Raw genomic sequence first — 13419 nt, forward strand, 5'->3', positions numbered from 1 at the left:
GGTCAGTACCTTCGCCGAAGGTTATTGATTTTCTCGGCCGGGTTCTCCTTTCGTGGTGCCGAGGCGGTTAAGCAGATTGAGCGTGATCCTGCCGACATCGTTCATGGCGCCTGCGGCTGGCAGCGCGCCGCACCAGGCAACCGAGCTTGCCGAAAAGATCAAGCCGCCTGCTGCGAGCTTTCGCAGGGTCATTTCGGCGCAGCGGCGGGCGGTGCGTTGCGTATCCCCGCCTTCATACCAGCGCGTCGGATCCTGGAAGAAGCTGTCCGGAAATCCCGTCGCCCGCGCGATCACGACGGTGTCAGCGGAAGTGCCGAGGGCTGGATCTGTCGCATCCACTTCGTAGCCCGCGGCACCGCCCAGCACGATGCCGTCCGTGCCGAAGGTCGCATTTTCAACGCCTTCGAACAGCCATGCGCATCCTGCTTCACGGCTTTCCTCAGTGCGCGTGAAGGGGCGCGCGCCTTCGAATCCCATCAGTGAGATCGCGCCACCGATCAGCGAGAATTCGCCTCGGCCGCGGGAGCGGAGATAGCCGCCTGGTTCGTTGGTGATCGACAGCGCCTGTTCGGCGACCGGGCCATCCCAGGTGCGGCCTGCCTCCAGCGGCGAGCGCCGCAGCTCCATCAGGTCGTCCTTGAAGGCCACAGTGGCAGCGAAGCCGTTTCCGCCGAGATAGGCGATGCTGCCGCCTTCGGCCACAAACTGCCGCAGCGCCTGCTCCATCTCGATCGACATATATTCGGGGTGACTGCCGGTGACGACGGCTTGATGTCGACGCAGACCGTCTATGCCGCATTCGTGCAAGTCGTGATCGGTCAGGACGTCAAACATGATTCCATTTCCGTGGCAGAATCGGAGGAAGTGCAGATCGACCGGCAAATTGTGTGGGCAGCCGCAGAGCGGATAATCGTAGTCGTCCCTAAGCGTCACTTTCGGCTTTTTGTAGGAACAGATGGAAACACCGCTGAGGTCGGAATGGTAGTCGTAAAGAGATTTCAGATTGTTGGCGATCGCGAAGCGATGTCCCCGGTCGTCGCCTTTCCATTCATAAAGATGATCCGGGAGATATTCGTCGGCATAAGCGAGATAGGTGGCCGTCGGCACGAGATACAACAGCGGCGACGAGACCTGTGACGAGGTGACGAAGAACACCACGCGTTCGTAGCCACCCTCCCATTCGACCTGGAACGCGTAGACGCCTGGGTGTGCGTTTTCAGGGATCGTCACGCGGTGCGATGCCGGCCACTCAAGCGGGCCGATGTCGTCGTCGTGGCAATGGATAGCGTCGTAGTGCGACGGCACCAAGCGAGGCTCGAAGCTCGATCCGTCCCAGCGTGCCGAAGTCACGCAGAAGGCTGGCTGATTGATCACATCCAGGAGCAGCGGATCTGCTCCGCCAGACGACAGGATCGGTTGCGTTGGTAACAGCGTCGGGAAATCCCAGGCAACAGTCCCCTGTGGCGTGTCGAACCGGATCGCAGCAAATTTCGCGTTGAGGGTAGGTTCGTGGTTGGTAGCACTTGCGCCGAAATGGATGCCGTGCCCTTGGAGATTCCGCGCAGGGCTGCCAAAACCTTCACAGAGTTCGTAAGGCGCGAGAAGATCATGGGATTTGATGCGCAGACGCGATTGTTCCTGCCGCAGATCCAACTCGACAGTGAGCCACACACCGGTTGGCGCCTTCTTCTCGACAAGGGTTTCGTCACCGATTTCCACGACGAATGCGCCGTCGCGGAGGCGCAGCCCGAGGGCGCCTGCCTCCAGGATCGTGCGCGCACCTTCGTTGCGCGTGAGGAACAGCTCAAAACGTATGCCGTGGAGGGCTTGTACTTTGGCCAGTTCGCCGGGCCGCACGAACAGGAACGACCCCTGGTCGAAATGCCGACGCCGTGCTTCACCTATTGTTTCGATGGCCCAGGTGAGAAATTCCGGAGCCGGCTTGTCGAGCCGGCAAATTCGTGTGGCCTTTATCGGCCGATCGCATGACAGGCTGAGCTTGATCCGCTGGCCTGCTTTGGCACTCCAGGGGGTGGTATAGCCAACCACGCTCATCGCGTCGTGGTCTACTGCGCGCTTCATATATCCCTCCCGATGAACTCCAGATGGGCTGGGGCGAACCGCGTAGACCGGTCCGATGTCGGCCAATGCGCTGCCGCTCTGACAAGCAGAGTTTCGCATGGCGCACTACAGCCATGATGTACATGCTTGTATAGATAAGCTGCATTCGGATAGTCTCGACGCGATCGGTCCAAGCGCGACATTACCAAGGAGGATGACATGCGCAACGCATCTCTCTTCGATCTGTCAGGCAGGAAGGCGCTTGTAACCGGCGCAAGCCGTGGCATCGGGCGCAGCATCGCCGAGGCGCTCAGCGCGGCCGGCGCCGACGTCGCCGTCACGGCGCGCAGTGTGGCCTCGCTCGAGAAGACGATAGCCGCCATCCGCACCGCCGGCGGGGTCGCGCACGCCGTCGCCCTGGACGTCACTGACGTCGACCGGTGCCGGACGGCGACAGCCGAGGCCGGCAGCCTGCTCGGAGGTCTCGATATTCTCGTCAACAATGCAGGTACGGAAGAGATCCGGCCTTCACTCGATGTCGACGAGGCCTTGTGGGACAGGATTGTCGATACGAATCTCAAAGGCGCCTTCTTCTGCGCCCAGGCCGCTGCGCGGCAGATGAGAGACGCCGGACGGCCCGGCGTCATTATCAATCTCTGTTCGTTGACCTCCGAGGTTGGGGTTCCCACGGCGGTGCCGTACGGCTCGTCGAAATCAGGCCTCCTCGGCATGACGCGGGCGCTTGCGGCGGAGTGGGCCGATCTTGGGATCCGGGTCAACGCCATTGCGCCTGGCTATTTCAGGACAGCGATGACAGACGTGTTCTACAGCAACCAGGCATGGCGGCAATCGATGCTCGCCAAGATTCCGCAGCGCCGTTTTGGTGATCTCTCGGACCTGCACGGAATCGCGGTGTTCCTCGCTTCGGATGCGGCAGCCTACATAACCGGCCAGTCCATTCCCGTAGATGGAGGCTTTCTCGCATCGATTTGAAGGCTTCAGGGGCTGGAGATGTGTCCCAGAAGTGATCGACAAGCGCTAACCGTAATTGCGTCCTAAGAAAAGGAGCCGCCATGTCTGACGTCAGCTTCCACCGCCTGTCATCCCTCAGTGTCGATCAGCGGTCCAGTTTACTGAAACGCGCAGAAGGAGATCTGTCTTCCTTCATCGAAAAGGTCCGTCCAATCATCCAGGCCGTCAAGGATGAAGGTGACGCGGCCTTGCTCCGGTTTGCGCGCGAACTCGACAAAGCCGATGTTGCCGACGGTGGGCTGAAAGTTTCGGAAGCGGAGTTCGACGCGGCATTCGACAAGGTCGACAAGGATGTCGTGGAGAGTATCCGGTTCGGAATTGAGAACATAAGGCATTTCCACGAGGAGCAGCGCCCGGAAACGATGTGGCTCAAGGAAGTTCGGCCGGGCGCCTATGCGGGTGACCGATACACACCGATTGCTTCCGTTGCGCTTTATGTTCCGCGCGGCAAAGGCGCCTTCCCCTCGGTGACGATGATGACCTCGGTTCCGGCGGTGATTGCCGGGGTTCCCCATATCGCGATCGTGACGCCTGCGACTTCGGATGGTTCCGTCGACGCCGCGACGCTGGTTGCTGCCCGCATTGCCGGCGTGGAGACCGTGTACAAGTGCGGCGGCGCCCATGCGGTCGCCGCCGTCGCCTATGGAACCGAGACCGTGAAGCCTGCCGTCAAGATCGTCGGGCCGGGGAGCCCGTGGGTGGTGGCGGCAAAGAGCGTGTTGTCCCCGATCATCAACACAGGCCTGCCTGCCGGCCCGTCCGAAGCGATCATCTTTGCTGATGACAGCGTCGACGGCGGCCTGGCCGCTCTTGACCTGTTGATAGAGGCCGAGCACGGCCCGGATTCGTCGGCCTATCTGGTGACGCATAGCCGCAAGGTCGCCGAAGCCGCGTTGATTGCGATACCGGAACACTGGTCCCGAATGAGCGAACAGCGTGTGGAGTTCTCGCGCGCGGTGCTGACTGGAAAGCGCGGCGGCATCGTGCTGACCGAGTCGCTGGAGGACAGCTACCGTTTCATCAACGATTATGCCCCGGAGCACCTCGAGATTCTGTCAACGGAGCCATTTGCGCATCTTGGACGTATCACAGAAGCCGCCGAGATCCTCATGGGACCGCACACGCCGGTGACCCTCGCTAACTTCGTCCTGGGACCCAATGCGGTGCTGCCGACCAGCCGGTGGGCGCGAACCTTTGGACCGCTTTCGGTGACGGATTTCGTCAAGAGATCGTCGGTCGGCTATGTGACCTCGGCGGCCTATCCGGAACTCGCGTTGCATGCCCGCAGGCTCGCCCGCTACGAAGGGTTTAGCTCGCATGAGAACGCGGTTTCGGAGATCCGCGATCGCTATCTCGCCGGCTGAGCGGAAACGATGACGATGAGGGCGGCGCGACTCCATGGACCCGGCGACCTGCGCGTCGAGGATATCGCCGCGCCAGGCGCTCCCGAGCCAGGCTGGGTGAAGCTGAGGGTCGATGCCGCAGGCATTTGCGGTTCCGATCTTCACAACTTTCGCACGGGCCAATGGATAAGCCGGGCGCCCTCGACGGCTGGCCATGAGCTCACAGGCACGGTGATCGCCATCGGCGAGGGCGTGGACATCATCGCTGTTGGCGACCGCGTGGTCGCCGATTCCCGTTTATGGTGTGGAGAATGCGCGCAATGCCATGCAGGCAGGCGGCATCTTTGCACGTCGCTGGGCTTTGTCGGCGAGATATGCGACGGCGGATTTGCCGAACAGGCGGTCCTGCCCGCACGCCTGCTGCACGTCGTCGATGCCGCGCTTGACGAACGGGTCGCTGCGATGGCCGAGCCGCTGGCTGTAGCGTTGCACGCAGTGCGGCGTCTGCCGAAAACGGCCGGCTCCGTTCTTGTGGTCGGCTGCGGGACTATTGGCGGGCTTGCCGCACTGCTGCTTTCCCGGACATTCGCAGGTACCGTGCTCGTCGCCGATCGCAACCCTGGCCGATGCGCCCGGGTGGCGCGGGTGACCGGCGCCAGCATCGTCGACTTGAACCGGGACGCCATTGCCGCCGCCACCGCGGATGCCCCCCTGCTTGCTGCCGTCGAAGCGACCGGCAGCATCGCAGCACTCAGCCAGTTGCTCGGCGTTCTCGATGCCGGTGGCACCGTTGCGATGGTCGGCATATTCCATGGGCGCCTCGACATCGATCCCAACATCCTGGTTGAACGCGAAATCGCATTGCTGGGATGCCACGCCTTTGCCGATGAGCTTCCCGACGCCATTCGGATGCTCGGCGAATTGACCGAGCCCATGGTCGAACTGATCGACCGCGAGATCGGCCTGGATGATGTTCCCGCAGCCTATGAGCGGCTGTTGGCGGGGCAGGGCGATGGTTTGAAAACAATCATCCGGATGCGGTCTTCCGGGCGCGTGTGATTTCCGAACGTTGCCGGAAAGGATTTTGAAATGATCACTTTGCCCGACACCGCCAGCCCTCTTTACGAGAAGGTCAAGGACTACATCCTGACGAACATCGGAATGGGCCAATGGAGCAGGGACCGGAAGCTGCCGTCCGAAAATGAATTCGTGGCGACACTCGGCGTGTCCCGGATGACGGTCCATCGTGCCTTGCGGGAGTTGACCTCTGCGGGTTTTCTGATCCGGCTCCAGGGCGTCGGCACATTCATCGCGCCACCTCGACCGCAATCAGCACTGATCGAGATCAACAACATCGCGGCGGAAATTGTCGCGCGGGGAAACAGGCATCGCTCCGAGGTTATCGTGCTCGAAAAGATCACGCCGACAAAGGAGCTCGCGCTTTCCTTCGAGTTCGCAAAACGCGCGCCGGTCTATCATTCCATCGTCGTCAACTTCGAGAACGACCTGCCTGTGCAACTGGAAGAGCGCTTCGTGAACCCGGGCCTGATACCCGACTACGACAAGCAGGACTTTTCCAAGACAGCAACCTACGACTACCTCATGCAGAAAACCCCGGTGACGGAGGTCGAGCACATCATCTCGGCGACCCCTGCCGATGCGGAGACGGCGCGGTATCTGGGCATCGATGTCGGCAGCTGCTGCCTGTTTCTGCATCGCCGGACATGGACGGGCGCCATCGTTGCCACGATCAGCAAGCTGACTTACGTTGGCAGCCGCTATTCGCTTGGCAGCCGGTATTCTCCGTCCAAAAAAACTTGATCGCAGTGAAGCGAATCAGACTCGGTAGGAGGGGTCTAACTTGTATATGCATGTATGTATTTAGCCTTGACATCCGCTATTGCTAACGTTGAAGTGTCGTCGCACTTTCGTTGAACGGGCAGCTAAGATGCCGAGGCACGGTGCCGCAAGAGCAGACGCCGGCATTCTCACCAGGCCGGAGTTTGGTTCAAAAAAGCGGCCTGATCATCAAGGGGAACAAGATGATGCGTAATCTAGCAGGACAATTTCGGGCACTCGCTATGGCTGCTGCTGTCGGGTTTGCCCCGGCGGCCTACGCGGCCGACACGACAATTCCGGCGGCGCCTGAGGCAGGAACGTTCAAGATCGGCATCGAGCCATGGCTGGGCTACGGCCAGTGGCATGTCGCCGAGGCCAAGGGCCTGTTCAAGGCAAGCGGGCTGTCCGACGTGCAGATCGTGAATTTCGCAGAGGACAAGGATATCAACGCCGCCCTGGCGAGCGGCCAGCTCGATGCCGCCAACATCGCGACGCACACGGCTATGGGCATGGTTGCGGCCGGCCTGCCGGTGAAGATCGTGCTTCTGCTCGACGTCAGCATGACGGCAGACGCCATGATCGCCGGCAAGGACATCGCCACCGTCGCCGACCTCAAGGGCAAACAGGTTGCTTTTGAGGAAGGCACGACGAGCGACATCCTGCTCAAATACGCGCTCGCCAAGAACGGCATGTCGATCGCCGATGTCCAGCCGGTTCCAATGCCGGCGGCGGATGCCGGCAGCGCCTTGATCGCCGGCCAGGTTCCAGTCGCAGTCACCTATGAGCCTTATCTCACCGCGGCAAGAATGCAGAACAAGGACCTCAAGCTGCTCTTCACCGCGGGCGAAGATCCCGGCCTGATCAGTGACGTATTCGTGGTGCGCGACGAGGTGATCAAGTCGCGTCCCGGCCAGGTGCTTGCCATGATCAAGACCTGGGATGCTGCCCTGAAGGCCTACAACGCCGACACGCCCGACGGCCGGGCGATCATCTCCAAGGCGGTCGGGTCGAGCGTCGAAGACCTCAACACCGCCTTTGATGGCGTGCGTTACTATACTCTCGCCGAAAACAAGGATGCCCTGACCGGGGAGTTCTCCACCAAGACATTTGCGGATGTAGAGGCGGCCGCCAAGAACGCCGGGCTGCTGCAGGCGGACGTGACGCCGGAACAGATGATCGACCCGTCATTCGTCAAGGCCGCGAAATGACGAGGGCCGGCTCGCGGTGGTGACGCAAATGTCCGAGCAGCGTGCGACCAAGCCAAGCCCGTCTCACGCAGCGCCGGGGCCGGTGATCAAACAGCCGATGCGCCGTCGCCTTTCCGCCGGGTTCGGCGCGCCCATCGCACGCTCGCGCTTCCTGATGATAGCAGTGGCCGTCTTTGCCGGCCTCGGCCTCGCCTGGTGGGCGGCAACGGGGCTGGGACTGGTAAAGCCAATTTTCCTGCCGTCGCCGGGAAGCGTGGTGACCCAGCTCGGCAAGCTCTCGGGTGACGGCACGCTATGGCTGGATCTCAGGGCCTCGATATACCGTATTTCTGTTGGCTTCCTCATCGCCTCGGCCTTGGCGATTCCGATTGGCGTGCTGATCGGCAGCTTCAGGACCTGGGAAGCGGCGATCGAGCCGCTTGTGGATTTCATCCGCTACATGCCGGTGGTCGCTTTCGTGCCTCTCTCCATCCTGTGGTCGGGGACGGGCGATGCCCAGAAATTCCTGATCATCTTCATAGGCACCTTCTTCCAGCAGGTGCTGATGATCATGGACAATGTGAAGCGGGTTCCCGCTGATTTCATCGGCCTTGGCAGGACGCTCGGCCTGCCGGATCGCAAGATCCTGACGCGCATCGTCGTTCCCAGCGCCTTGCCAGGCATTTGGGATACGCTGCGCATCAGTCTCGGCTGGGCATGGACCTGGCTGGTGTTGGCAGAACTTGTCGCGGCGACATCAGGCCTCGGCTACCGCATCACCGTGTCCCAGCGCTATTTCCAGACAAACACCATCATTGGCTACATCCTGCTGCTGGGCGTGCTTGGCCTCATTACCGACCAGGTCATGAAGGCACTGGGAAAAGTGCTGTTCCGGCAGGAGGGCCACGTGCAATGAGGCCGGGCCGATGAGTTTGCCCAAACTGCGGATCGAAGGCCTCCACAAAAGCTTCGGCACGGGCGCACGGCGCACGGAAGCACTGCGCGATATCAATCTCGATCTTGCCGACAACGAGTTCGTCTCGCTGGTGGGCACGTCGGGTTGCGGCAAGAGCACGCTGCTGTCGATCGTTGCCGGACTGCAGGATTTCGACGCGGGAGATCTTGCTATCGATGGTGCGCCGATCCTGCAGCCGGGCCTCGACCGCGGCGTCGTCTTTCAGTCCTACACCCTGCTTCCCTGGCTGACGGCGCAGCAGAACATCGAGTTCGCGCTCAAGGCCGCGGGTCATGACCGCGCGACCTGCCGCAGGATAGCGCGCGAGCATCTCGATCTGGTCAAGCTCCCTCATAGCGCCAATCGCTATCCATCTGAGCTTTCTGGCGGCATGAAGCAACGCGTGGCCATAGCGCGTGCCCTTTCCTATCGACCCAAAATGCTTCTGATGGACGAGCCCTTTGGCGCGCTCGATGCCTTGACCAGGCATCAGATGCAGGAACTCCTGACGCAGATCTGGGAGGAGCACAGGCTCACCGTGCTCTTCGTCACCCATGATGTGGAAGAAGCCGTCTACCTGTCGGACCGCATCGTCGTGATGGGGATCGGGCCGGGACGCATCATGCAGACCTTCAATGTCGATATCGAGCGCCCGCGCCGGGAAGAGATCATGGAAACTCCGGCCTTCATGGATTTGCAGCGCCGCGTGCACAAGGCGATCCGCGAGGCTTCTAAACGTCCCGAAATGGTTTAGGCAGGCCACTCATGCGTGTCGGGTCCAAGAGCGGAACCAACGCGGCTGGACGCGGAGGACTCCAGCGTAGAATTACTTACAATCGGCGACCAGCGTAGCGCCCAATCTCGATATCGCGCCATCGCGACCCCTGACCAGGGGAGCAGCCATCGGCATCTTTCTCTTCAAGCTCGAAAAAAATCTGCAGGACAATGTCGATTTCCTAAACTCCGTTCGTCGTTTCGCTGCCGGCCGGTGAGGCCGGCTCAAACAAGGAGACAAACGATGCGTGTGATGGTGCTCGTAAAGGCTACCGAGGACAGCGAAAAGGGCTTTCTCCCGACGCCCGAGGCGAAGGAGGCGATGGAGGCGATGGGCAGATTTAACGACGAGCTGCGCAATGCCGGCATCTTGCTCGACGCCGACGGACTCAAGCCCTCCTCGCAGGGCAAGCGCGTTGCGTTCGATGGTCCGCGCCGGACGGTCATCGACGGGCCTTTCGCCGAGACCCGCGAACTGGTCGCCGGCTTTTGGCTCTGGGAAGTCAAGGACATGGACGAGGCGGTCGCCTGGGTGAAGCGCTGCCCCAATCCCATGCCAGGACCGAGCGAGATCGAAATCCGGCCGCTGTACGAGATGGCTGATTGGCAATGGGAATCTGACGCCGGAGGTCACGGAAATCCGTGACCGGACGCGCGAGAAGCGCACCGGCAACTGAACCTGTCGGCCGCAACCTGCTTGCCTCCATTGTGGCTTTGGCCGACAAGGCGGCATGACCGCAGGCGAGACGCACCAGGCGATCGAGGCGATTTTTCGCATTGAACGGGCCCGGCTCATTGCGGGCCTGGCCCGCCTCGTGCGCAATGTCGACCTTGCAGAGGAACTGGTGCAGGACGCCCTGGTCATAGCCCTCTCCGAATGGTCCAGGACCGGCGTTCCGGCCAATCCCGGCGCTTGGCTGATGACGGTCGCCAAACGCCGCGCCATCGACGCGATCCGTCGCGACAAGATGCGCGAGCGCAAGCATGAGGAGATCGCCCGGGAGCTGGACGGCGAGTGCGACCGTACGGCCGAGGGAAACGAAATGGCCATGAACGACGATCTTGGCGACGAGCTGCTGGGCCTCATCTTCACAGCCTGCCACCCGATACTTTCGGCCGACGCTCGCGCAGCGCTCACGCTGCGTGTCATCGGCGGCCTGACGACGGACGAGATCGCCCGTGCTTTCCTGTCGAGCGAGGTGACGATCGCCCAGCGCATCGTCCGCGCGAAGAGGACGATCGGAAAGGCGGGGCTTAGCTTCGAGGTGCCGCGCGGTGCCGAGCGTGCAGTGCGTCTTTCCTCGGTGCTGGAGGTCATCTACCTCATCTTCAATGAAGGCTATGCTGCCACGGCCGGCGACGACCTTGTCCGGCCGGGCCTGTGCCTGGAGGCACAACGGCTGGGCCGCATGCTGGCGGGTCTGATGGCCGAGGATGCCGAGGTGTTCGGTCTGCTGGCTCTGATGGAAATCCAGGCATCGCGCCTGCCCGCACGCATCGGGCCGGACGGCGCCCTCTTGACCCTGACCGAGCAAAACCGCGCACGCTGGGACCAACTGCTGATCCGCCGGGGCCTTGACGCGCTGGCCCGTGCCGAAGCTCTCGGGGGCGATGGCCCCTATGTGTTGCAGGCCGCGCTTGCAGCCTGTCACGCGCGGGCGCGCAGTCCGGCCGATACCGACTGGCCCCGCATCGCAGCGCTCTACGACCGGCTGCGAGCAGTGATGCCCTCGCCGGTGGTCGATCTCAATCGAGCGGTCGCCCACAGCATGGCCTTCGGGCCTGAAGCGGGCCTGCGGCTGGTGGACGAGATTGCCGACGCCGCCGCCTTGCGCAATTATGCGCCATTGCCGGCGGCGAGGGGCGATTTTCTGTTTCGGGCCGGCCGGCTGGCCGAGGCCCGCGCCGAATTCGAGGCTGCGGCCAAGCTCACCCGCAACGCGCGCGAAGCGGCCTTTCTCCTCGCCCGTGCAGACGCTTGTGGTTGACAGCATCGCTCTGCGTGCCCGACGCGCCGCCAGGGCAACATCGAAAGCCGCCAGTTCGCTCCCGGCCGGCTCCCTTCAATGAGCGTGATCAACTCGCAACGCAGCTTGGGTATATTCATTTGGAGGAGAGCCCTTGATCATGCCAGCAACTGCGTCGGTATGCCGAGAATCGGTCCTGCCTCGGCGAGCCGCTGGTCGAGGGTCCACACTGTGGCGCCATGCTCCGATGCCGTCGCGAGGTGCAGGGCGTCGCCAGCACGAAGCCCGAGCATATGCTGATCGGCGAATTTCGCGGCGACCTGAAAATGCCCGCCCGCCACCGGCAGCACGGTGAAGCTCTCAGCGACCAGCTTATTGAACATCGCGAGCGCAGCCGCGCGCTGCTCCAAGTCGATCTGTCCGGTCCGAAGCTTGATCGCCATGGCGGAGGACATCTCGGTGATGGTCCAGTCGCTGATCACAAGTTGCGCTGGGTCCTGCTCCGCCAGCCAGCCCTGAACGCGCGCGGTCATGGCTTCGTTGGATAGCGCCGCGACGATCAGCGAAGTATCGAGATAGGACATCAATAGCGATCGCCATCTCGCATCGATCGCACCAGATCGGCGGCAGCCTGAGCCTGCAGAGGCATGGTTGCGGTCAGGGATTGGAGCAGGACGGCGTCGATCCGTTTGCGAGGACGGGCCACGGCCGTGAGCCTGGCGACCGGCTTGCCACGCCGGGTTATGTCGATCGAGTCTCCAGCCTCGACCCGGTCGATGAGCTCACTCAGATGTGCCTTGGCGTCCGCCAGATTGACCGCGTCCATCTCAGCTCCTGACCATGTAGATGGTCATATAGCGCATCACGTGTGACAATTCCAGTGCACGGCGAATAAGCAACTGGCTGCGTGAGCGAAGCAGGTGACCGCTCCTGCAACGAGAATTATGCCGCTTCCCGCTTGACTCACACATATCCCGGTGGTTATGCATCGATCAATAGCCGAAGGGTTATCTATCCCAATGCCAAACGCTCACGATGTGCTTTTTAGAACGCTTGCCGATCCGACTCGGCGCGCTATTTTTGAGCGACTGTGTCGCGAGGGAGAGCAGACAGTCGGCGCTCTGACGGCTCAGGCCGGGATCTCGCAACCGGCCGTGTCGAAACATCTCGGGATTTTGCGGCAGGCGGGGCTGGTGCGCGACCGCCATGCGGGACGGCAGACCCATTATAGCGCGCAGCTCGCCGCGCTTGCTCCCCTGATCGACTGGACAAGCCAGATGACCGGATTCTGGCAGAGCCGGTTCGACGACCTCGAGGACCTGCTCAAAAGGATGGACCAGTGAACGAAATAGCGACCGAAACGCTCTCCGTCATTGTCGAACGGGAAATCGCTTATCCGCCCGAGAAGATCTGGCGCGCGCTCACGCAACCACACTTGATCGAGGAGTGGCTTATGAAAAACGACTTCAAACCTGTCGCGGACCACCGTTTCAACCTTCACGCGGCCTGGGGCTCTGTCGAATGTCAGGTCCAGACGGTCGAGCCTAACAGAACGCTGACTTACACGTGGGATACCAAGGATCTCAAGAGTGTCGTCTCCTGGACGATTACCCCCACGAGCATCGGCGCCCGCTTGCGTATGGAACAGTCGGGCTTCCGGCCGGATCAGCAGCCTTACTTCCGGGGTGCCAAAGTCGGCTGGCCGAGGTTCTTTGACGATCTGGAGCAGGTTCTTGCGCGAACGGACTGAGATCCGCCTGCGCTATTCAAGCAAGGGCTCTGTTACAGGGCGGCAGATGGCGGAACGATAATGGAGGCAAGCCAATGAAGATCAAGTTGACCAAAGTATACGTGGATGACCAGGAAAAGGCTCTGGGTTTCTACACCGAAACGCTCGGCTTTACCAAGAAGGCCGATTTCAGCAATGGGCCGTTTCGCTGGCTGACCGTCGCATCACCCGACGAGCCGGACGGTGCCGAGCTGCAACTCGCGCTCAATGACAACCCCGCTGCAAAGACCTACCAGCAAGCTATTTTCCAGCAGGGCCAGCCCGCGGTCATGTTCTTCACCGATAACGTCAAGGGGGACTACGAGCGCATCAAAGCGCGCGGCGCCAAGTTCACCATGCTGCCGACCGAAGTAACCGGCTCGATCATAGCCCAGCTGAACGACAACTGCGGCAATCTCATTCAAATAACACAGCTGGCGCGCTGGTAAGGCACGCATTCAGTGGCGTGGCTGCCCGGCGGGAGCCGCCAAAC

General features: G+C 61.7%; 15 protein-coding genes. 12 read left to right on the plus strand and 3 right to left on the minus strand.

All coding sequences use genetic code 11. From position 1 onward, the window contains the following. Positions 1–21: 21 nt before the first annotated feature. On the minus strand, positions 22–2082 hold the full coding sequence (locus NKJ35_RS04000) for a N,N-dimethylformamidase beta subunit family domain-containing protein (protein WP_352645147.1): 2061 nt from the start codon (positions 2080–2082) through the stop codon (positions 22–24). A gap of 198 nt (positions 2083–2280) precedes the next feature. Here NKJ35_RS04000 and NKJ35_RS04005 point away from each other — a divergent pair, with 198 nt between their 5' ends. From NKJ35_RS04005 to NKJ35_RS04045, 9 genes are all read left to right on the plus strand, one after another. Further along, positions 2281–3054, plus strand: a complete 774-nt coding sequence (locus tag NKJ35_RS04005; protein WP_352645149.1) for an SDR family NAD(P)-dependent oxidoreductase — start codon at positions 2281–2283, stop codon at positions 3052–3054. 80 nt (positions 3055–3134) lie between these two features. Beyond that, positions 3135–4457: a histidinol dehydrogenase gene (gene hisD / locus NKJ35_RS04010; RefSeq protein WP_352645151.1), complete on the plus strand. Its 1323-nt coding sequence runs from the start codon at positions 3135–3137 to the stop codon at positions 4455–4457. 15 nt (positions 4458–4472) lie between these two features. Beyond that, complete coding sequence (locus tag NKJ35_RS04015; RefSeq protein ID WP_352645153.1) at positions 4473–5495, plus strand: zinc-dependent alcohol dehydrogenase; 1023 nt, start codon at positions 4473–4475, stop codon at positions 5493–5495. A 30-nt stretch (positions 5496–5525) separates the two neighbouring features. Then, complete coding sequence (gene hutC, locus NKJ35_RS04020; RefSeq protein ID WP_352645155.1) at positions 5526–6257, plus strand: histidine utilization transcriptional repressor HutC; 732 nt, start codon at positions 5526–5528, stop codon at positions 6255–6257. 224 nt (positions 6258–6481) lie between these two features. Further along, a complete protein-coding gene (locus tag NKJ35_RS04025) occupies positions 6482–7483 on the plus strand; it encodes an ABC transporter substrate-binding protein (RefSeq protein WP_352645494.1) in 1002 nt (333 codons plus the stop codon). 97 nt (positions 7484–7580) lie between these two features. Next, entirely contained in the window at positions 7581–8378 is a 798-nt protein-coding gene (locus tag NKJ35_RS04030; protein WP_352645496.1) for an ABC transporter permease, read from the plus strand. Between the two features lie 10 nt (positions 8379–8388). After that, a complete protein-coding gene (locus NKJ35_RS04035; RefSeq protein ID WP_352645158.1) occupies positions 8389–9171 on the plus strand; it encodes an ABC transporter ATP-binding protein in 783 nt (260 codons plus the stop codon). 264 nt (positions 9172–9435) lie between these two features. After that, positions 9436–9837 carry a YciI family protein gene (locus NKJ35_RS04040; RefSeq protein ID WP_352475767.1) on the plus strand — a complete coding sequence of 134 codons (402 nt, stop codon included), beginning with the start codon at positions 9436–9438 and terminating at the stop codon, positions 9835–9837. Positions 9838–9922: 85 nt separating this feature from the next. After that, complete coding sequence (locus tag NKJ35_RS04045; protein WP_352645160.1) at positions 9923–11179, plus strand: RNA polymerase sigma factor; 1257 nt, start codon at positions 9923–9925, stop codon at positions 11177–11179. A 137-nt stretch (positions 11180–11316) separates the two neighbouring features. Here NKJ35_RS04045 and NKJ35_RS04050 read toward each other — a convergent pair whose 3' ends face one another. Together NKJ35_RS04050 and NKJ35_RS04055 are read right to left on the minus strand one after the other, a co-directional pair. Beyond that, positions 11317–11742, minus strand: a complete 426-nt coding sequence (locus NKJ35_RS04050) for a type II toxin-antitoxin system VapC family toxin (protein WP_352645162.1) — start codon at positions 11740–11742, stop codon at positions 11317–11319. After that, positions 11742–11984, minus strand: coding sequence for a type II toxin-antitoxin system Phd/YefM family antitoxin (locus NKJ35_RS04055; RefSeq protein WP_352645164.1), 243 nt, complete (start codon positions 11982–11984; stop codon positions 11742–11744). Before NKJ35_RS04055 ends, NKJ35_RS04050 begins: the two co-directional genes overlap by 1 nt. Positions 11985–12177: 193 nt before the next feature. On the opposite strand from NKJ35_RS04055, the gene NKJ35_RS04060 reads away from it, so the two are divergent. From NKJ35_RS04060 to NKJ35_RS04070, 3 genes are all read left to right on the plus strand, one after another. Further along, positions 12178–12501: an ArsR/SmtB family transcription factor gene (locus NKJ35_RS04060; RefSeq protein ID WP_254818851.1), complete on the plus strand. Its 324-nt coding sequence runs from the start codon at positions 12178–12180 to the stop codon at positions 12499–12501. Next, entirely contained in the window at positions 12498–12908 is a 411-nt protein-coding gene (locus tag NKJ35_RS04065) for an SRPBCC family protein (RefSeq protein ID WP_352506828.1), read from the plus strand. Before NKJ35_RS04060 ends, NKJ35_RS04065 begins: the two co-directional genes overlap by 4 nt. Positions 12909–12982: 74 nt before the next feature. Beyond that, complete coding sequence (locus NKJ35_RS04070; protein ID WP_352645166.1) at positions 12983–13375, plus strand: VOC family protein; 393 nt, start codon at positions 12983–12985, stop codon at positions 13373–13375. Positions 13376–13419: the final 44 nt, after the last annotated feature.

The organism is Mesorhizobium sp. M0136 (genome assembly GCF_040322515.1).
In the GTDB taxonomy this organism is placed as follows: domain Bacteria; phylum Pseudomonadota; class Alphaproteobacteria; order Rhizobiales; family Rhizobiaceae; genus Mesorhizobium.

Bases quoted from the DNA above. Each gene is read 5' to 3' on its own strand.
- NKJ35_RS04000 (WP_352645147.1), bottom strand. From the start codon at position 2,082: ATGAAGCGCGCAGTAGACCACGACGCGATGAGCGTGGTTGGCTATACC.
- NKJ35_RS04005 (WP_352645149.1), top strand. From the start codon at position 2,281: ATGCGCAACGCATCTCTCTTCGATCTGTCAGGCAGGAAGGCGCTTGTA.
- hisD (WP_352645151.1), top strand. From the start codon at position 3,135: ATGTCTGACGTCAGCTTCCACCGCCTGTCATCCCTCAGTGTCGATCAG.
- NKJ35_RS04015 (WP_352645153.1), top strand. From the start codon at position 4,473: ATGAGGGCGGCGCGACTCCATGGACCCGGCGACCTGCGCGTCGAGGAT.
- hutC (WP_352645155.1), top strand. From the start codon at position 5,526: ATGATCACTTTGCCCGACACCGCCAGCCCTCTTTACGAGAAGGTCAAG.
- NKJ35_RS04025 (WP_352645494.1), top strand. From the start codon at position 6,482: ATGCGTAATCTAGCAGGACAATTTCGGGCACTCGCTATGGCTGCTGCT.
- NKJ35_RS04030 (WP_352645496.1), top strand. From the start codon at position 7,581: ATGCGCCGTCGCCTTTCCGCCGGGTTCGGCGCGCCCATCGCACGCTCG.
- NKJ35_RS04035 (WP_352645158.1), top strand. From the start codon at position 8,389: ATGAGTTTGCCCAAACTGCGGATCGAAGGCCTCCACAAAAGCTTCGGC.
- NKJ35_RS04040 (WP_352475767.1), top strand. From the start codon at position 9,436: ATGCGTGTGATGGTGCTCGTAAAGGCTACCGAGGACAGCGAAAAGGGC.
- NKJ35_RS04045 (WP_352645160.1), top strand. From the start codon at position 9,923: ATGACCGCAGGCGAGACGCACCAGGCGATCGAGGCGATTTTTCGCATT.
- NKJ35_RS04050 (WP_352645162.1), bottom strand. From the start codon at position 11,742: ATGTCCTATCTCGATACTTCGCTGATCGTCGCGGCGCTATCCAACGAA.
- NKJ35_RS04055 (WP_352645164.1), bottom strand. From the start codon at position 11,984: ATGGACGCGGTCAATCTGGCGGACGCCAAGGCACATCTGAGTGAGCTC.
- NKJ35_RS04060 (WP_254818851.1), top strand. From the start codon at position 12,178: ATGCCAAACGCTCACGATGTGCTTTTTAGAACGCTTGCCGATCCGACT.
- NKJ35_RS04070 (WP_352645166.1), top strand. From the start codon at position 12,983: ATGAAGATCAAGTTGACCAAAGTATACGTGGATGACCAGGAAAAGGCT.